Source organism: Flavobacterium acetivorans, assembly GCF_020911885.1.
In the GTDB taxonomy this organism is placed as follows: Bacteria; Bacteroidota; Bacteroidia; order Flavobacteriales; family Flavobacteriaceae; genus Flavobacterium; species Flavobacterium acetivorans.
In genome coordinates this window covers 1,319,357-1,337,096 of record NZ_CP087132.1, presented here as the reverse complement: position 1 = coordinate 1,337,096, position 17,740 = coordinate 1,319,357, and the positions used below count along the sequence as shown (strand labels likewise).

The following is a 17,740-nucleotide window of genomic DNA, read 5'->3' as shown; positions in this document are numbered from 1 at the left end:
ACAGGTTCAATAAAAATTTTAATTTTAAAAATCAGCGTCAAAAGATATTTTTTGAGCATCACTATCCGTATTCATCACACCTGATTTTTGATATTCGGCCACTTTTTTCTCAAAGAAATTGGTTTTCCCTTGAAGCGAAATCATGTCCATAAAATCAAATGGATTTGTAGTATTGTATTCTCTGTCACAACCCAATTCCACTAACAATCGATCCGCAACAAATTCTAGGTATTGCGTCATCAATGTAGCATTCATCCCTATTAAACTTACCGGAAGCGACTCCGTAATAAACTCTCTTTCTATATTCAAAGCATCTACAATGATACTTCTAATTCTGTCTTTTGGCACTTTATTCACCAAGTGGTGGTTGTGCAAATGCACCGCAAAGTCACAGTGAACACCTTCGTCACGAGAAATTAATTCATTAGAGAAGGTCAATCCTGGCATTAAACCACGTTTTTTCAACCAATAAATAGAACAAAACGCCCCTGAGAAGAAAATCCCTTCTACGGCTGCAAAAGCAATCAAACGTTCTGCAAATGAATCCGATTCAATCCATTTCAAAGCCCAATCTGCCTTCTTCTTGATTGCAGGAAATACTTCCAATGCATTAAACAGCTCATCTTTCTCGGTTTCATCTTTGACATAAGTATCAATCAATAACGAATAAGTTTCGCTGTGAATGTTCTCCATCATGATTTGAAAACCATAGAAAAATTTCGCTTCGGCATATTGCACTTCATTGACAAAGTTTTCAGCCAAATTCTCATTTACAATTCCGTCAGATGCGGCAAAAAAAGCAAGAATATGTTTAATGAAATATTTTTCATCTTCACTTAACTTATTGTTCCAATCATTCAAATCTTGCGATAAATCAATTTCTTCTGCAGTCCAAAAACTGGCCTCCATCTTCTTATACCATTCCCAAATATCATGATGTTTGATAGGAAAAATTACGAAACGATTTTTATTCTCTTGTAAAATTGGTTCAATTTGCGACATTATAATTTTATTTTTTAAAAGATTTTAACGGAATTTTATACTTTTTGAGAGTTACAAAGATTGTGAAATATTGCGGCAATTAAAAGCCAAACTTATTCACAATCGGCCCTAGTTTTTAACAAAGGACAGAAATAGAATATTTTTAAAGCTTATTTATATCTAATTGAATATGAGTGTTTTACAAAACATAAAAAACCCTTAAGTGCCGTAAAATATAGGATTTATAAAAGCAAAAAACAAATAAAAAAAATAGTTTTCTCTTATTGCTTTTTTAACTCTTCAGCAACTTTTTCAAGCTCTGCATACCAGTCTTCACCAAACTTTCGAACCAGCGCTTCTTTAACAAATTTATATACAGGAACTTCAAGTTCCTGACCTAAAGAACAGGCAGCATCACAAATATCCCATTTGTCATAATTAACAGCTGCGAACTCCGAGAAATCTTTCACCCGAATCGGATAAAGGTGACAAGAAACAGGCTTTTTCCAGTCAATTACCCCTTGATTATACGCTTGTTCAATTCCACACAAGGCGGTTTTACCATCAAAAATTACGTAAGCACAATCCTTATTGTCAATTAGCGGAGTTTCTAAATCACCGTCAATACCATTCACCCAAGTTCCCTGAGCTTCGATTGCCTCGATGCCCTGCTTGCGTAAAAAAGGTTTTACCTTAGGATAGATTGCTTCCAAGATTTTAGTTTCATCAAGACTCAAAGGTGCGCCGGCATCGCCGTCAACACAACAAGCCCCTTTACAGGCTGATAAATTACAAACAAAATCTTTTTCTAAAATGTCTTCTGAGACGATAGTTTTTCCTAATTGAAACATTACTTTGTAGTACTTAATAATTAAACGCAAAGGTAATTAAAGTATCCTATTATTCTCCGGATAAAAACCAACTTTAACCTTTCTACAAAATCCAACACAGAGTCAAGCAGCGATAAACACATCACAAACCTAGTCCCAACAAGACAATCCGCACGACCTTAACCAAAAAATTAAAAATAAAACACTTACTCCCTAAAATAACCAATAATAAGTCAAAAAGTTTAACTTTGCTCATAAAAAACTATGCTAGGATTAGACTTAAAAGAAATCATTACCGTAGGAATGGTATTATTTGCAGTAATTGACATTATCGGTTCTGTTCCCATTATCATAAATTTAAGATCTAAGTTTGGACATATCGAATCCGAAAAAGCCTCGGTAGTCTCTGGAATCATCCTGATAACTTTTCTTTTTGTTGGAGAAGAACTTTTAGACCTCATTGGAATCGACGTCAACTCTTTTGCTGTAGCAGGTTCCTTTGTATTGTTTTTTCTAGCACTGGAAATGATTTTAGGAATACGAATTTACACAGACGAAGAAGCGAGTTCAGCCTCTATAGTTCCGCTTGCTTTCCCTTTGATTGCCGGAGCAGGAACTATGACCACATTGCTTTCATTAAAATCACAATTCCACACCACTAATATCATCATTGCCATACTCCTTAATGTTATCTTGGTGTACATTGTCTTAAAATCCTCTTCTAAAATAGAAAGAATGCTGGGAAAAAACGGCCTTGGTGTTGTACGAAAGACTTTTGGAGTAGTCCTTTTGGCTATTGCTGTTAAATTATTCGCAGCGAATGTTAAAGGTTTGTTTCTCTAAAAAAAAATTTTATAAATTTACTCCCTAATTATCGCTGTAAAAATAATCCTAAGTTTACATGGATTGTAATGTAAATTCAAAACAGACTGAATATCTTGAATTTACAACAGAAATAAAAAATCAACTTATGAAAATCTTTACTAACATCTTAGTAGTTTTAGCACTGGCGCTTATTATTTTCAATATCACATTACTGGATTTCAAAAATCCTTTTCAAGGAGATAGTATAGTTGCTTTTATTGGAATTGCAGCCTCTTTCTGCGCGATGTTGATTCTTTTAATTTTTAGAATGTCTAAAAAAATAGAAGAAAAAATGAAAGACAAACTATAATTATGTTTGATGTCCTTATTATTGGCGGCGGAGTTTCAGGCATATCCTGCGCTCTGGTCTTAGGCTCTGCAAAAGACAAAGCCTTTGCCCTCAATAAAAAAATAGGTATTTTTACCCACCAAAAAACATCTTCTCTTCAAGAAGCTGTTTTTAACAACGCCTACGGAATCCCACCGGGGAAACTAGGATCAGACTTGTTAATCGAAAGTACCCGGGATTTATCCGAAACCTATCCGCACCTTATTCAAATTCCAAACGAGAAAGTTCTAAAAATAGAAGGAGCCTACCCTGAATTCACGATCACTACAAACAAAAACAGCTATCAGTCTAAAATAATCGTGGTCGCCATTGGAGCAGCAAACACCTTTGCAATAGAAGGATTGATGGACTACATTGAACCCCATAAAAAATCGATTCCAGAGAAGCAACGCATCCAGTTACGAAATGTTGATCATAAAGTTACCGAGGGCATTTATGTCGCAGGTACACTTGCCGGCTGGAGAAGCCAATTATCCATTGCCGCAGGAAGCGGAGCCGCTGTCGCTACAGACATTCTTACTTTATGGAATAACGGCATTCAGACCCACGCACACGACAGTATTAAAAAATAGTCCTATTAAGGTTCGAAATCAAAAGTCAATATACTTATTTGAGACAATAAAAAATAGACTCATTTATAAATCCTGCCAAAATTGCCAAAATGGGTTTTGGACAGCTAATTTAACCGATTCAAAACTCGTTTGATCATCGCGTCCTCCTTTAAAACAATTTTGTAATAATAATTTTCTCCAAACAATTGTCGGGCAAATTCTGCTTCAAGATAACGCTTGACCAAGGCTTTACTGCCTCTTAAATTTACATCCAAGCCTATTTTTGAAAGATATTTTTGAAAGGAGTTAAAATACAAATCGCTCGCATTCATTTTAGTGCTAAGTTTCTCAAAAGTGGTGTTTTTAAAAAGGTTACGGTTTTTATCCAATTCTTCAAAAACAAACCTGCCAACGATTCCTGTTTGCATCAAATAAGAAACATTAATATCGCCATGCTCTGTTTCAATAGGAACAAACAAATCCGGAACGATGCCACCTCCACCATAAACAATTTTCCCTTTTGGTGTTTTAAACTTTAGACTGTCGGCTACTTTGATACTGTCTTTATTGAATAATTCCCCGTTTGCAAAACGAGATTCCGACTCCTTAAGATAAGCTTCATTTCCTTTAGAATAAGGCTTCTGGATGGAGCGTCCCGTTGGGGTATAATATCGGGCAACTGTCAACCTTACTGCTGATCCGTCTTCAAAATCCATTTCTCTCTGCACCAAACCTTTACCAAAAGAACGACGACCAATGATAATCCCCCTGTCATTGTCCTGAACTGCACCAGCAAGAATTTCACTTGCTGAAGCACTATTCTCATTGATTAGCACAAAAACTTTTCCGCTTTCAAAATCACCTTTCTTAGTGGCAAATGTTTTCTGAATCTTTCCCTTTTTATTTTTGGTAAAAACAATCAACTGCTTATCCTTCAACAATTCATCGGCAATAGCAATGGCTTCTTCCATATAGCCGCCTCCATTATCCCTAACATCTATAACCAGTGATTTAGCGCCTACTTTTTTCAGTTTTGTCAATCCGGTTTTAAATTCTGCAAAAGTAGTTTCGGCAAAACGATTGATTTTAATATACCCCGTGCTGTCATTTAAAAGTATAGCCGCATCGACACTTTTTAACGGCACCACATCCCGAATGACATTTAATTTGATTCTTTTGCGCTCAGATTTCCTGTAGATTGTAAGTTCCACAACAGAACCTTCTGCACCTTTTAACTTAGAAAACAAGCTGTCGCTTGGCCATTTTCTTCCATATAATTTTGTCTTGCCGGCATAAAGAATTCGATCTCCCGCTTTGACTCCCGCCTTGGCAGAAGGACCGTTTTCGACGGGTTTTATTACCGCAACAGAATCATTATACATATAAAAACTCACCCCAATCCCAACAAAATCTCCTTTCATATTCTCAGCTACCTGAGCCTGTTCGCTTGGCGGAACGTAAACAGAATGCGGATCCAATTGCCCCAAAATAGCATCAACAGTCCTATCTACAATAGAATCTGTATTTACGTTATCTACATATTCATTATCAATAAAGTCAATTAGACTGTTTAGCTTTGCTTTCGAATTGTTTTTTGCTAAAAAATGACTTTGGTCAGAAGAATTCAACCATCCGCCAAGCAACACCCCAAAAGCAAGAGTAGCACAAATGATGATTGGAAAATATTTAGAATTAGTTTTCATATATGTGAAATTTATATATCAGCGGTCATATATGGTATCGCCTTTTTATTTTATTGGTATTTATCTCACTCTATATTATTGCCATCGGTGTTCGATGATTATTCAATTGCTTTCGCAAACTTGTTAAAAATGGCGATTTCATTTATTCTTCTAATATCGGGATATGCTCCACTTCAACTCCGGCCTTAATTAAAAACTGGATTCCGGAATCGTCACGATAACCATGGTGATAGACTACTCTTTTTATACCGGATTGATGAATTAATTTACTGCATTCTTTACAAGGAGAAAGTGTAATATACAAAGTAGCTCCTTCGCAAGACTGCGTTGATCTGGCCACTTTTAGGATGGCATTGGCTTCGGCATGCAGAACATCCCAACGCGTCAATCCTTCATGGTCTTCACAGCAATTTTCGAACCCAGTTGGTGTTCCATTATAACCATCAGAAATAATCATTCGGTCGCGAACGATTATTGCTCCTACTTTTTTACGGTTGCAATAAGACAAAAGCCCCCATTCGGTTGCTATTCTAAGATAAGCTTTATCGTATTTATTTAATTTTTTCTTCTCCATTTATTATCTCGTCCAAATTTCATTCTCAATAATCATTGGCAACACCACTCCAATCACAAATGCCGACATCACCAAAGTCCAATCCCTTTTAGAAAATCTAAAAACGGTTTGTACAATATACGACAAAATCAACACTACAAAAACGACAATAATTTGAGCCGCCTCAATCCCCAAAGCAAATTCGGCCAAAGGAAGTAATTTAGAGGTCGCACTTCCGCCCAGAATCGATTTGAAGTAATTTGAAAAACCTAGGCCATGTATGATACCAAAGAAAAGGGTAACAAAAAAAATCAAATTGATGCTTTCCTTTTTATTGGATTTCCCGGCGGTAAAAAGGTTAAACAATGCCGTTATTAAGATCGTAATAGGAATTAACAACTCAACCACATTCACTTTTATGGCAATAATTCCCATCACCGAAAGCAACAAAGCCATCGTATGCCCTACTGTAAAAAGGGTCACCAATAAAACGATTCGTTTCCAATCTTTAAAAGAAAAAGGAATTGCAAGAGCGATTAAAAATAAAACATGATCATAGGCTTTGATATCCAAAACGTGTTGTAATCCTATTTGAAAGTAAATCCAAAACTGCGACATAGGTTGGTTTTAATTAATTTATTAAAGGGGTTGTAAACTTACGATTTATTTTGAAAATCCTTGTTTTGAATCTTTGAATCCAAAAATTAAATTTCTGTTTAAAAAAAAGAAAATTATTACGAAATTAAACCTGAATTGAAATTAATAATTTAAAAATTGAATTATCTTTGTGAGACAACAAAAACAAATTAATTATGTCATTTTCAGATTTATTTGATAGCGAATTTAAACAACGAAATAAAGGTCATTTTTCTGCCATTGTTCGCGTAGCTTTAGCTGACGGCATCTGTGCCCCAGAGGAAAAAACCTTTTTAGACAAATTAGCTACTAAACTAGAGATTTCTGCCGAAGAGTATGAAGAAATTTTAGAAAACCCGTTAAAATACCCAATCAATCCCCCGTATTTATACACGCAAAGATTGGAGCGTTTATATGATTTAGCCCGAATGGTTCACGTGGATCATCAACTAGGAGACAAACAAGAAACCCTGTTGCAAAGAATTGGTCTTGCTTTAGGTTTCACTCCGGGAAATGTTAAGCACATTATTGCCAAAGCACTTTCTTTGGTAGATAAAAAAGTAGATTTGGACACTTTTGTCTTTGAAATGCAAAACATGAACAAATAATACAAAAACTTCCGCTAAAAACGAGGATGGTAAAAATCTTCTCCTCTTTCTTAGTTTATTAAAAAAGCGATTAAGTTAAAACTGATTTTAACTTAATCGCTTTTTCGTTTGTAAAGATTTGAATCCTATTTCGATTTTCTGTTTATTTAAGTGCTCTTTTATAGTAATTGGAAGTAAGCTGTTGTAAAGTTTTTTTTTGACCCTAACGCTCTAAACATCCTGAGAAAAATGAGTCTTCTTTTTGGTTTAGTTTTTCATACATTACTCATACACTATCCATACACTATCCATGCTTTATCCATGCACCATCCATGCACCATCCATTCCATTGATTAGTGATTGCCCTATCCCGTGACCCCAATGTCATTAAGTTAAAGATTCGTCAGTTCGAATTGAGTAATAATTTGCGATAGAAAATTATTGCGAAGTATCGAGAACCCTTATGTTTCGCAAGCTTCTCGATACAATTTTGAACATTAAAGCTATCGCATTAATACTCAAAATCACTACCATTGACGTTTTTGTTAAAAGAAAAAGATTAAGGTTACTAATTTTCTTTTTTGCTTGATCAAAAAAGAAACAAAAAAATCAAGTCTGAGCTTCCTCGTCGGTCAAATTAGTTTTCGAAGTCTAAAACAAAAAAACTCGCTTCGCTCAAACAGTTTTTGTTTTTACGACTTCTTCAAACATTTGACACTCGACTGCGGAAGCTAAGGACAATTGAATCTTGGAAATAATAGCAATTTGAATTTAATTGAGCATTTTCACCCAAATGCCCTTGTTGTAAAATAGGCAATTTACACCGAATAGCAGTCTTCGACCAGCGTGGTCCGCCTGCTTGGTATCTTGGCGGTGGCCAAAACACCAATCCCTGTCAAAACTAACTTCATGGGTAGGGGCACTTATGCCCGAAAGTGAAGGAAAAACACCTGAAAACCACCTGAAAAACTACTTCAAAAAAAAGAGGACACTAAATCCTCTTGACATTCTCTCTCAAAACTTTACGATAACTCCATAGTACCTGCCAGTGACCGGTTCCGTTCAACAGGAATTTCATTGTTCGTGCTGCGCACGCAACGAAATTCTAGCTGTTGTAGGCAGTGCTTAATTTAGAGTGTTCGGATATTCTTCGGCTATAATTTCTTCAACTGTTTTGATTTTTTCTTTTGAATTTATTCTATTTAAGATTGCTTCTGTTTCTCTAAATTGCATAGCTTCAGGATATTTTGTGAATTCTGCTCCAAATCCTAATTCTTTTATTTTATTTTCGATTTCATCTAAACTTACTTTAAAAAATTCCTTTCTATAATTTAACATATTGATTTTTTTATCTTCAAAAGCTTTATGTAATTCATTTTCTAAACTTCTTGCTTCTTCGGAATATATCATCGCATGTATGTCAAACTTAAATGGAACTGATGCATTTCCCAATTCATAAACTCTATCAGACGGCTCTAACCTTCTTGTCATTCCTATTTTATACACATCTTCTCCAAAAGAACCAATATTTGAAATTATGTAAACATGACCACGTTTTGTTTGCTGAGCCATTGATATCGCTCTTTCTTTTTTAACTTGAGCATTTTGCAACTCAATTTCCAATTTTTCAATTTTATTTTGAAGTTTTTCAAATTCTTTACCTGAAGCTAAACCTAATCCTTTTTTTGCTTTGTCTAATTCAATTTTAAATTTATCTTCTTCCTTTTCGGCTTCTCTTTCTTCTCTTTCAAATTCCCTTAAAGCTCTCTCTTCTTCTTTCAGTTCTTCTCTAATTTCTCTTAATTCTTCTTTTTCTTTTTGTTTTTTTGCCTGATATTCATATTCTAAAAATAATTCATTCATTTTTAATTTTAAAAATTCAAGTTGAATAAAAATTTCTTGACTTTTTCCTAGTTTATTTAATGTTTCAAATGAATTTAGAATTCGCAATTTCATTTGATTTACATTATTCCATTTTACTTTTGCAATCAATGAATTACATTCTCCATTAAAAGCCTTTAAAACTAATTTTACGTATCTATTTACCGAAACTCTACCTTTTGTTTCACTACCATTAATTGTCCATTTTGTTTCACATATTACAGCTTTACCTTGCTTTATTAATTGTCTTTGTTTTTCAATTATTTTATTTTGCTCAGTTCGATAATCTTCAGATTTATTAAATTCGTAAACAGGTTCATAAATACCAAATTCTATTAAATCTAATTTTGATTCATACAGACTTACATCTTTTCGAAGGCGAGTATAAGTTTCGAATGAAGTCTCATAATTCAGTTTTAATTCGTCAAAATCTTTTCGTATATAATTTATTGCTAGTTTTTTGTTCTCAATAATTGAATTTAATTCAATTTCTTTATCTGAAATAACTTTATTAAGTTCTTTTTCTTTCTCTAAAATTTCATTTGTTTTATTTTGGATAAGCAATTCTAGTTCGTTCTTTTTATTGTCAACTTCATTTTGAATATCAGTAATAGTTTTAAACTTTTCAAGTTTTTCTTGAAGAGTACATATTTCTTCAAATTCTTTCTTTTTTAGAAAATCGAAAAATCCCATAATTAGAAATTTATGATAAAGTGTTTATTTATATTGCTTTTTTGCGCAATTTTGGGCGCATTGCCTACAACTTGCATATAGGCCTGATCATGTCCGATTTATCACCCTTAAATCGGGTAGATAGATCTGACAAACAGCAGTGTTTATTTATTTTCAAATATATAAATTAATACCGAAAATACTTATAAAAGTAATTGGTTTTGTCTCTTTTATCAAAACTAACTCCTTTTGATTCAGGGATTTTACGGGAAACCGTAAATACTATTTATTAGTAAAACAGACTGTGGTTTTTTAGGATTGTACTTTGTGGTGTTTTAGTTGGTTTGGGTATCGAGCTAGATGTTCGCCTGCTGGCTTCTCGATACAATTTTGAACATTAAAGCTATGGCATTAATACTCAAAATCACTACCATTGACGTTTTTTACATTGAAGCCTCTCGACTCCGCTCGAGGTGACACTGTGGATTTCATATCATATTGCTTTTTTTGGTAAAAAATTATGCTTCGAAGTGACGGAAATCAACCGACAACTCACAAACCACAACTCACAACTCACCACTACCATTGACGTTTTTTACATTGAAGCCTCTCGACTCCGCTCGAGGTGACACTGTGGATTTCATATCATATTGCTTTTTTTAGTGAAAAATTATGCTTCGAAGTGATGGAAATCAACCGACAACTCACAACTAGCATTGACGTTTTTTACATTGAAGCCTCTCGACTCCGCTCGAGGTGATACTGTGGATGTTATATCATATTGCTTTTTTTGGTAAAAAATTATGCTTCGAAGTGACGACTGAAACAGCTCAACTTAATGATCATTGAGGCCTCTCGACTCCGCTCGAGGTGACACTGTGGATTTCATATCATATTGCTTTTTTTGGTAAAAAATTATGCTTCGAAGTGACAACTGAAACAGCTCAACTTAATGATATTGGTCCTGACCCTGCAAACGCTACGATTCTACTTTTTATTAAAATTGATAAAAAAGGAAAAAGAGTAGAAATCCAGGACTTCTACTCTTTTTTGTTACTATTAAAATAAGCTTTTTAGTTTTTAATACTTGCTTAATTTCGCCTCGTTCATAAATTCCTCTGCTTTCTCGACCATATTATAACTACCGCAGAAAAAGGGAACTCTTTGATGCAGTTCTGTAGGTTGAATTTCCATAATTCTTCCAAAACCATCAGAGGCTTTTCCGCCGGCCTGCTCCACTATAAAAGCCATCGGATTGCATTCGTACAGCAAGCGCAATTTGCCTTTTGGCGCTTTGGAACTGGTAGGATAAATATAAATTCCGCCTTTAATCATGTTTCTGTGAATATCCGAAACCAAGCTACCTATATAACGAGAAGTATAAGGACGATCTCCTTCTTCGGATTGACAATACTTGATATAATTTTTTACTCCTTGGGGAAAATGAACATAATTCCCCTCATTTATCGAATAAATATTGCCGTCCTTAGAAAACTGCATATTAGGATGCGACAAATAGAAGGTTCCAATAGCGGGGTTTAATGTAAATCCGTTTACGCCATGACCGGTGGTATAAACAATCATCGTCGAAGTACCATAAATCACATAGCCTGCGGCGACTTGATTGATTCCCGGTTGCAGAAAATCTTCTAATGTTACCGGTGTGCCTATGGGTGTAATTCTTCTATAAACCGAAAAAATAGTCCCCACCGAAACATTGACATCAATATTTGAAGAACCATCGAGCGGATCCATCAAAACCACATATTTGTTGTTATGACTTTGATCGCTGCCTTCTACGGTAATAAAATCATCATTTTCTTCGGAAGCGATACCGCATACAATCTCCCTATTTATTAAAGTCTGGATAAAAACCTCATTGGCATATACATCCAATTTTTGCTGGTCTTCTCCCTGAATATTTTGTTCTCCGGCCGCTCCTACGATGTCAACCAGTCCCGCTTTGTTCACTTTGTAGTTGACCACCTTGGCCGCCAATCTAATTGAATTAATAATTCTGGATAATTCACCTGATGAATACTGAAAAGCATTTTGGTTTTCGATGATAAATTCCCCTAAGGTCTTATTGCGTTCTTTCATTACGAAATCGTTGTAGTTAATTTGAAGTCACAAATATCGTTTTTTTTGTGAAAATGAATTCAATAATATTTACTTAGTTTATCACTATTGTATATTTGCTGATAAAACAGTCTGAAATACTATCGATAAAACTGCTTTTAATCACAAAAAACAGGGAATTATGAATATTAGAAGAGGAAAAGCTGAGGACATGAAAGCCGTTTTAGGACTGATTCAGGAACTGGCTGATTTTGAAAAAGAGCCGGATGCCGTCCTGATCACTGTTGACGATTTAATCCGAGATGGTTTTGGTGCTAATCCGCTATTTCATGTTTTTGTTGCCGAAATTGAATCGGACACGAAGGAAATTGTAGGTATCGCCTTGTATTATTACCGTTATTCTACCTGGAAAGGAAAGATCCTTCATTTGGAAGATTTGGTTGTCAAGGAAAAAATGAGAGGTACTGGCTTGGGTTATGCCTTATATTCTGAAATCATCAAGCAGGCCAAGAAAGATCAGGTTCGCCGGATTGACTGGCATGTGCTGGACTGGAATACTCCTGCAATTGAGTTTTACGAAAAAACCGGGGCGAAGTATTTAAAAGACTGGTCTGTTGTGCAAATGGACGAAATGGGGATCGACCATTTCATCGAGAACAAATTAAAATAAAGAAAATTAAAATTATATTCTAAATACTATGAGAGTATTCAAATTTGGTGGCGCTTCCGTCAAAGATGCAGCGGGAGTTAAAAACGTTTACGATGTGCTACAAACGGTAGGTTATGAGGATGTACTTCTGGTGGTTTCGGCCATGGGAAAAACCACCAATGCGCTTGAAGCGGTTATTAAAGACTATTTCGATAAATCGGCAGGCTTGCAATCCTCTGTTCAAGAGGTAAAAAAATACCACAATCAAATCCTTTTGGATTTATTTGAGGATGATAAAAATGCCGTTTTCACGGCGGTAAATGCTCTTTTTAGTGATTTGGAATACTTTTTAGCCCATAACAAATCGCCGAATTACAATTTTGTCTACGACCAAATTGTGAGTTATGGCGAGTTGATTTCGACAACGATCCTTAGCCATTTCATGAATCACATGGGCATACAAACCCAATGGATTGATGTGAGGAGTTTTATAAAAACCAATTCGAATTACAGAGATGCCGAAGTGGATTGGGATTTGACCCAAAAGAACATTTCTAAAAATGTAAAACGAAAAATTTTAAATATTACCCAAGGATTTTTAGGCTCTGACGAGAATAATTTCACCACCACTTTAGGTCGTGAAGGTTCTGATTATACTGCCGCCATTTTTGCCTATTGCCTGAATGCTGACAGTGTGACCATCTGGAAAGATGTACCAGGAGTGATGAATGCTGATCCGCGCTATTTTGAAAATGCCCGTTTGCTGAATCATATTTCGTATAGAGAAGCAATCGAATTGGCTTTTTACGGGGCCACGGTAATTCACCCTAAAACCTTGCAACCTTTACAGAAAAAAGAAATTCCTTTGTATGTAAAATCTTTTATCAATCCGCTCTTAGAAGGAACAGAAGTTTCAAAAGGAGCCGCTTTGGAACCCTATTTGCCTTGTTTTATCGTCAAAAAGAATCAGTTATTGATTTCGCTTTCCTCGATTGATTTTTCTTTCATTATGGAGGAAAACATCAGCAGTATTTTTTCTTTGTTTCACCAATTCAAGATCAAAGTCAACCTGATCCAGAACTCGGCGATTAGTTTTTCGGTATGCGTCGAAGACAAATTTGATAATTTCAAACAGCTGAATACCATTTTATCCAAAAATTTTAAAGTCGACTTTACTGAAAATGTAACGCTTTATACCATCAGACATTTCAATGAAGATGCCGCTTTAACAGTAGAAAACGGCAAAACGGTACTGTTAAAACAAATCAGTACGGAAACCATGCAGATTGTGACAAGTGGGAATTAAAAAACATTTCCAATAATCTCATTTTTTTAAAGCCATCTAATTTCCCTGGATTTCACTTTCCGGGGATTTTTTTGTTATATCTAAAATAGATTAGCTCAAAGTTATTCACCGCGAATTCGCAAATTTCATTTTAACCTTATGGAATAATTAGTGTGTTAGTGTCTCTGCCTTAATGGTTAATTCGGCTTAAACAACAAGTGATTAAAAAAAAGAATTGTTTTTAGGTCTTCAATAAAATTCACACAAAAAAGCTGATTTACAACAAAATAAAAAACAAAGTAAGTGACTCTTATTTTTCAATAGAATATTCCAAAAATTATAAGAAGATATTTAATAATTTACTATTTTTAACATAGAAACCTTAAAATCAAATCACTATGAAAAGATTAGTAGTATTACTTTCGTTTTTTGTCATTTCCAATAGCTTCTATGCTCAAGAGGCAGTCGCTAAGAAAAAAACCTCTATTTCAAAAACGGAAAAACTAAAAACGGAAAAACTAAAAATGGAAAAGGCTGAAGCTGAAAAAGAAGCTAAAAAACAAGCCGCCAATGAAAAAAGAAAGGCGACCATAGCCGCTAAAAAAGAGGCTGCTGAGACGGCAAAGAAAGAAGCTGAAAAAGCCAAGGAAAACTCTGCATCCACAAAAGGGGAAATAAAGTCTACCGCAGGAAAAGCAAAGGCAGCAACCAATAAAATGGATGCCAAAATGAAAGAGGAAAAAAAGGCGGTATCCAAAAAAATGAAGGAGGTTTCAAGTAACGAAAAAGCACCAAAGGTAGCGGATAAGGTTACGGGGGAGTATAACGGTAAAAAAGTGTATACCGGTCCTAGAGGAGGAAAATATTATATTAACTCTAATGGAAATAAAACTTATATTCAGGAATAATAGCTTTTTTTTAAATACAAAACGAGCCTCCACAACTATGCAAAGGCTCGTTTTTTTTATAGTAATACAATTTTATTTTGGTACTAAAGCATAACCACAGTTTATACTTTATTAGCTCATTTAACTTCTATTTTAAGTGGTATCTACTTCGTTTATTCGATTACAATGGTTTAAATAATTATGATTTTACTTTTTTAGCTCACTCAAGTTTATTTTAAGTGGTGTTTGCTTCGCCTGTTCGCTGCGCTCGAGTGTCTGAATATTTGATTTGTCTTGATTAACCCTTCGACTTCTCTCAGGGTGACGGAAACAAAAAAACTATTAATCCCGTTTCAATAAAAGCAAGCAATATTGGTTTTCAACAATCATAGCTTTTCTTTTTTGCTTGATCAAAAAAGAAACAAAAAAATCACTGCCTAACGATTTTTACCTAAAAAATCATCGAACAAATTTCCCCTATCGCGACCCCAGCCGCTCGTCGTTCCTCCTCGTCTCCGGGGTCACTCCCGCCGGCCAACGCAGAAATCTGCTTCGTGATTTTGGAGGCAAAAATAGTAGGGCGGAAAAAAAATCGTTAACAATAACGGTTACCAGTAAGCAAGTCTGTCTCCTGAAAGTTTCGCCCTTCGACTTCGCTCAGGATGAAGGAAACAAAAAATATTCATATATGTAAAATTTATTTATTAGAGGTCATATATGGTATCGCCTTTTAATTTATTGGTGTTTGCTTGCGCAAACTTTTTGTTATTGGCGATTTCATGCTTTATTATTCCTTTTTGGTATTCATGACCCGAGCCTGCAAAGCGAACGGATGAAATAATCTTCGATTTCACTGCCTAAAAATTCAAAACTTAAAAACTAATCTTTTTATATACCTGACAGCCACTGGCTGTCCTCCTCGTCTCCGGGGTCACTCCCGCCGGCCAACGCAGAAATCTGCTCCGTGATTTTGGAGGCAAAAATAGTAGGGCGGATTTAAGCCATCAGTTTTGGGTTGGAGGTTATCTGTATTCTGACTTTTGCTTTCTTTTCTGTTTTCATTATATTATTACCGTTTTTGTTCCGCAGATTATTATATTATAAATATTTTAAAATCTGCCAATTTACGGTGTGTTTTTTTTAGAAGATAGAGCGAAATGCACTCAAAGTGCATCGTGTTAGACTCTATTTGAAATCAACAAATACAAAAAAAACCTTTCCAAAATGGAAAGGCTGTTTTTTTCATGCTCTTATAACATGCTTATTCTAACGCAAGAATAATAAATTCACTTCGCCTATTGGCTTGATGTTCTTCCTCTGAACATTTGACAGCATCACTGCATTTGTTGACCAGCTGACTTTCCCCATAGCCCTTAGCGGTCAATCGATCCGCAGCAATACCGTTTTTGATCAACCAAGCCACCGTAGATTTAGCTCTTCTATCTGACAATGCTAAATTGTATTGGGCTGTTTGACGGCTGTCGGTATGTGAACGGACATCGATTTTCATTTTTGGATATTGTTTCATGACATCGAGGATTTTCTCCAGTTCAAAGGCCGCTTCTTTTCGGATTAAGGATTTATCCAAATCGAAATAAATCATTTTTATGCCAAAACATTTTCCCAAATCATCTCCAACGGCCACCTTACAGCTTGCTTTGGTTAAAGCCAACGAAAGATTGGTTCTGCCAGAGTTCTTGGCAATAGTCACAGCCTCTTCCTTTGTCTCGTAGCTGTCTTGTGTGGCTCTCACATAATAGGTTTTTCCGCAAATTAGCTGAAAATCATAATAGCCGTTTTCATCAGCCTTAGTCTCTTTTAAAAGAACAAATTTTTCATCAAATAAGCTCACCACCGAATTGGCCAAAACCAAGCCCGTATCCTGATCGCTAATAACACCAGACAAAGATTGCTCACAGCTCATCTTTTTAATCTCAGTAAACTTATAGATATCGTCATAGCCTTTCCCCCCAGGCCTGTTAGACGTAAAAAAACCGGTACGGCTGTTGGCATCTATCAAAAAAGCAAAGTCGTCAGCAGGACTATTTACCGGCGCCCCTAAATTCTGAATTTCTTCAAAGCCGCCTTGCTCTTTCATTTTGGCTACAAATAAGTCCAAACCACCCAAACCCGGGCGTCCGTCACTGGCAAAATAGAGCTCATTATCGGCGGATACAAAGGGGAAGGTTTCCCTTCCTTCGGTATTGATTGCACTGCCTAAATTCTCCGGTTTGCCATAAGTACCATCCTTTAGTATGGCTACCTTAAATAAATCCGATTGCCCTAAAGTCCCCGGCATGTCAGAGGAAAAATAAAGGGTTTCGCCATTTGGACTCAAAGTCGGATGCGCTACATTGTATTGGTCGCTGTTAAAAGGAAGTGCGGTTATATTAACCCATTTTCCATCCTCAGCTCTCGTTGCCTTATATATTTTCAAGAGCGTGATTTTTTTATCATCCTCCCCTTTTCTTCCGTTCAAATAATTATTTCGGGTAAAATACATGGTCTTTCCATCGTTAGTAAAAACTGGCGTAGACTCATGAAATTTAGAATTTATTTTCTTGTCGAATAAGACCGGGCTGTTCAGATTCCCATTCGCATTCACCTCCGAACTGTAGAGGTTGGTAAATGTTTGATTGGTCCATCGAAAGATTTTTTTGGAAACTCCTCCAGTATCACGAGCAGAGGCAAACACTAATTTATTATTAAAGAAAGAACTCCCATAATCGGAGTATTCTGAATTAATCCCTGCATCTGCAATGGTATAGCGCCCTGAATTGGCCTTAATGTCTTTCAGATAATTCTTGTTTTCCATAAAGAGTTTTGCTCTTTGGTCATTACCTGATTTTTTATTGAACTGCTCCAACATTTTATCGGCTTTGGCATAATCTCCAATTGACTTGAGTGCCTGCGAATAACGATAATAATATTCGGCTTGCTGCTCCTGATTCATTGCAAAAAGTTCGCTATACCAATGCGCTGCCTTGGCCAAATCAGCATTAAAATAATAGGCATTCCCTAGTTTTTGGAACATTTTTTCGTCTTTGTATCCCTTTTCGGCCACACGCTCATAAGTGGCTATTGCATCCACATAAGCATAACGTTCGTATTGTTTATCAGCTGCTTCCACAGCTGTTTTTTGTCCGTAACTTTGAAAAGAAAGTGCCGTTAAAAAAAGACTGTAAAATATATTTTGTATTTTCATCTGTAGCTATTTATTGCTTTTTATGGAT

Annotated in this window: 16 protein-coding genes and 1 pseudogene; 8 read left to right on the top strand and 9 right to left on the bottom strand. The window is 35.5% G+C overall.

What is annotated here, in order from left to right; all coding sequences use genetic code 11:
• Positions 1–24: 24 nt before the first annotated feature.
• Positions 25–1,002 carry a ribonucleotide-diphosphate reductase subunit beta gene (locus LNP19_RS05875; protein ID WP_230063860.1) on the bottom strand — a complete coding sequence of 326 codons (978 nt, stop codon included), beginning with the start codon at positions 1,000–1,002 and terminating at the stop codon, positions 25–27.
• Positions 1,003–1,262: 260 nt separating this feature from the next.
• Positions 1,263–1,832 carry a DUF3109 family protein gene (locus LNP19_RS05870; protein WP_230063859.1) on the bottom strand — a complete coding sequence of 190 codons (570 nt, stop codon included), beginning with the start codon at positions 1,830–1,832 and terminating at the stop codon, positions 1,263–1,265.
• 243 nt (positions 1,833–2,075) lie between these two features.
• Between LNP19_RS05870 and LNP19_RS05865 the strand changes: the two genes are divergently transcribed.
• The 3 genes from LNP19_RS05865 (at position 2,076) to LNP19_RS05855 (ending at position 3,596) form a co-directional block, all read left to right on the top strand.
• Positions 2,076–2,654 (top strand): MarC family protein, encoded by a 579-nt coding sequence (locus LNP19_RS05865; RefSeq protein ID WP_230063858.1) that lies wholly within the window; start codon positions 2,076–2,078, stop codon positions 2,652–2,654.
• 127 nt (positions 2,655–2,781) lie between these two features.
• Positions 2,782–2,985, top strand: coding sequence for a hypothetical protein (locus LNP19_RS05860; protein ID WP_072942162.1), 204 nt, complete (start codon positions 2,782–2,784; stop codon positions 2,983–2,985).
• 2 nt (positions 2,986–2,987) lie between these two features.
• Positions 2,988–3,596 (top strand): FAD-dependent oxidoreductase, encoded by a 609-nt coding sequence (locus LNP19_RS05855; RefSeq protein ID WP_230063857.1) that lies wholly within the window; start codon positions 2,988–2,990, stop codon positions 3,594–3,596.
• A gap of 104 nt (positions 3,597–3,700) precedes the next feature.
• On the opposite strand, the gene LNP19_RS05850 is transcribed toward LNP19_RS05855, so the two are convergent.
• The 3 genes from LNP19_RS05850 to LNP19_RS05840 all read right to left on the bottom strand — a co-directional run bounded on the left by LNP19_RS05850 (position 3,701) and on the right by LNP19_RS05840 (position 6,449).
• On the bottom strand, positions 3,701–5,278 hold the full coding sequence (locus tag LNP19_RS05850; protein WP_230063856.1) for a S41 family peptidase: 1,578 nt from the start codon (positions 5,276–5,278) through the stop codon (positions 3,701–3,703).
• A 142-nt stretch (positions 5,279–5,420) separates the two neighbouring features.
• Complete coding sequence (locus LNP19_RS05845; RefSeq protein WP_230063855.1) at positions 5,421–5,852, bottom strand: deoxycytidylate deaminase; 432 nt, start codon at positions 5,850–5,852, stop codon at positions 5,421–5,423.
• Between the two features lie 3 nt (positions 5,853–5,855).
• Positions 5,856–6,449: a HupE/UreJ family protein gene (locus LNP19_RS05840; protein WP_230063854.1), complete on the bottom strand. Its 594-nt coding sequence runs from the start codon at positions 6,447–6,449 to the stop codon at positions 5,856–5,858.
• A 194-nt stretch (positions 6,450–6,643) separates the two neighbouring features.
• On the opposite strand from LNP19_RS05840, the gene LNP19_RS05835 reads away from it, so the two are divergent.
• Together LNP19_RS05835 and LNP19_RS15485 are read left to right on the top strand one after the other, a co-directional pair.
• Entirely contained in the window at positions 6,644–7,075 is a 432-nt protein-coding gene (locus LNP19_RS05835; RefSeq protein WP_230063853.1) for a tellurite resistance TerB family protein, read from the top strand.
• A gap of 761 nt (positions 7,076–7,836) precedes the next feature.
• Positions 7,837–7,959, top strand: a pseudogene (locus LNP19_RS15485) (IS91 family transposase); the annotation flags it as partial.
• 220 nt (positions 7,960–8,179) lie between these two features.
• Here LNP19_RS15485 and LNP19_RS05830 read toward each other — a convergent pair.
• Both LNP19_RS05830 and fbp read right to left on the bottom strand, forming a co-directional pair.
• Positions 8,180–9,628 (bottom strand): SNIPE associated domain-containing protein, encoded by a 1,449-nt coding sequence (locus tag LNP19_RS05830; protein ID WP_230063852.1) that lies wholly within the window; start codon positions 9,626–9,628, stop codon positions 8,180–8,182.
• 1,059 nt (positions 9,629–10,687) lie between these two features.
• A complete protein-coding gene (gene fbp, locus LNP19_RS05825) occupies positions 10,688–11,707 on the bottom strand; it encodes a class 1 fructose-bisphosphatase (protein WP_230063851.1) in 1,020 nt (339 codons plus the stop codon).
• A gap of 160 nt (positions 11,708–11,867) precedes the next feature.
• On the opposite strand from fbp, the gene LNP19_RS05820 reads away from it, so the two are divergent.
• From LNP19_RS05820 to LNP19_RS05810, 3 genes are all read left to right on the top strand, one after another.
• Positions 11,868–12,356 (top strand): GNAT family N-acetyltransferase, encoded by a 489-nt coding sequence (locus LNP19_RS05820; protein WP_230063850.1) that lies wholly within the window; start codon positions 11,868–11,870, stop codon positions 12,354–12,356.
• Positions 12,357–12,384: 28 nt separating this feature from the next.
• Complete coding sequence (locus tag LNP19_RS05815; RefSeq protein ID WP_230063849.1) at positions 12,385–13,641, top strand: aspartate kinase; 1,257 nt, start codon at positions 12,385–12,387, stop codon at positions 13,639–13,641.
• Positions 13,642–14,018: 377 nt separating this feature from the next.
• The gene (locus LNP19_RS05810) at positions 14,019–14,528 is read left to right on the top strand and encodes a hypothetical protein (RefSeq protein WP_230063848.1); all 510 of its coding nucleotides are present in this window, start codon (positions 14,019–14,021) and stop codon (positions 14,526–14,528) included.
• Between the two features lie 683 nt (positions 14,529–15,211).
• Here the strand turns inward: LNP19_RS05810 and LNP19_RS05805 are convergent.
• Positions 15,212–15,361, bottom strand: a complete 150-nt coding sequence (locus LNP19_RS05805) for a hypothetical protein (RefSeq protein ID WP_230063847.1) — start codon at positions 15,359–15,361, stop codon at positions 15,212–15,214.
• Between the two features lie 407 nt (positions 15,362–15,768).
• A complete protein-coding gene (locus LNP19_RS05800; RefSeq protein ID WP_230063846.1) occupies positions 15,769–17,712 on the bottom strand; it encodes an OmpA family protein in 1,944 nt (647 codons plus the stop codon).
• Between the last annotated feature and the right edge of the window lie 28 nt (positions 17,713–17,740).

Excerpts from the sequence above, each read along its gene's own strand:
- LNP19_RS05875 (WP_230063860.1), bottom strand. The coding sequence starts at position 1,002 with ATGTCGCAAATTGAACCAATTTTACAAGAGAATAAAAATCGTTTCGTA.
- LNP19_RS05870 (WP_230063859.1), bottom strand. The coding sequence starts at position 1,832 with ATGTTTCAATTAGGAAAAACTATCGTCTCAGAAGACATTTTAGAAAAA.
- LNP19_RS05865 (WP_230063858.1), top strand. The coding sequence starts at position 2,076 with ATGCTAGGATTAGACTTAAAAGAAATCATTACCGTAGGAATGGTATTA.
- LNP19_RS05860 (WP_072942162.1), top strand. The coding sequence starts at position 2,782 with ATGAAAATCTTTACTAACATCTTAGTAGTTTTAGCACTGGCGCTTATT.
- LNP19_RS05855 (WP_230063857.1), top strand. The coding sequence starts at position 2,988 with ATGTTTGATGTCCTTATTATTGGCGGCGGAGTTTCAGGCATATCCTGC.
- LNP19_RS05850 (WP_230063856.1), bottom strand. The coding sequence starts at position 5,278 with ATGAAAACTAATTCTAAATATTTTCCAATCATCATTTGTGCTACTCTT.
- LNP19_RS05845 (WP_230063855.1), bottom strand. The coding sequence starts at position 5,852 with ATGGAGAAGAAAAAATTAAATAAATACGATAAAGCTTATCTTAGAATA.
- LNP19_RS05840 (WP_230063854.1), bottom strand. The coding sequence starts at position 6,449 with ATGTCGCAGTTTTGGATTTACTTTCAAATAGGATTACAACACGTTTTG.
- LNP19_RS05835 (WP_230063853.1), top strand. The coding sequence starts at position 6,644 with ATGTCATTTTCAGATTTATTTGATAGCGAATTTAAACAACGAAATAAA.
- LNP19_RS05830 (WP_230063852.1), bottom strand. The coding sequence starts at position 9,628 with ATGGGATTTTTCGATTTTCTAAAAAAGAAAGAATTTGAAGAAATATGT.
- fbp (WP_230063851.1), bottom strand. The coding sequence starts at position 11,707 with ATGAAAGAACGCAATAAGACCTTAGGGGAATTTATCATCGAAAACCAA.
- LNP19_RS05820 (WP_230063850.1), top strand. The coding sequence starts at position 11,868 with ATGAATATTAGAAGAGGAAAAGCTGAGGACATGAAAGCCGTTTTAGGA.
- LNP19_RS05815 (WP_230063849.1), top strand. The coding sequence starts at position 12,385 with ATGAGAGTATTCAAATTTGGTGGCGCTTCCGTCAAAGATGCAGCGGGA.
- LNP19_RS05810 (WP_230063848.1), top strand. The coding sequence starts at position 14,019 with ATGAAAAGATTAGTAGTATTACTTTCGTTTTTTGTCATTTCCAATAGC.
- LNP19_RS05800 (WP_230063846.1), bottom strand. The coding sequence starts at position 17,712 with ATGAAAATACAAAATATATTTTACAGTCTTTTTTTAACGGCACTTTCT.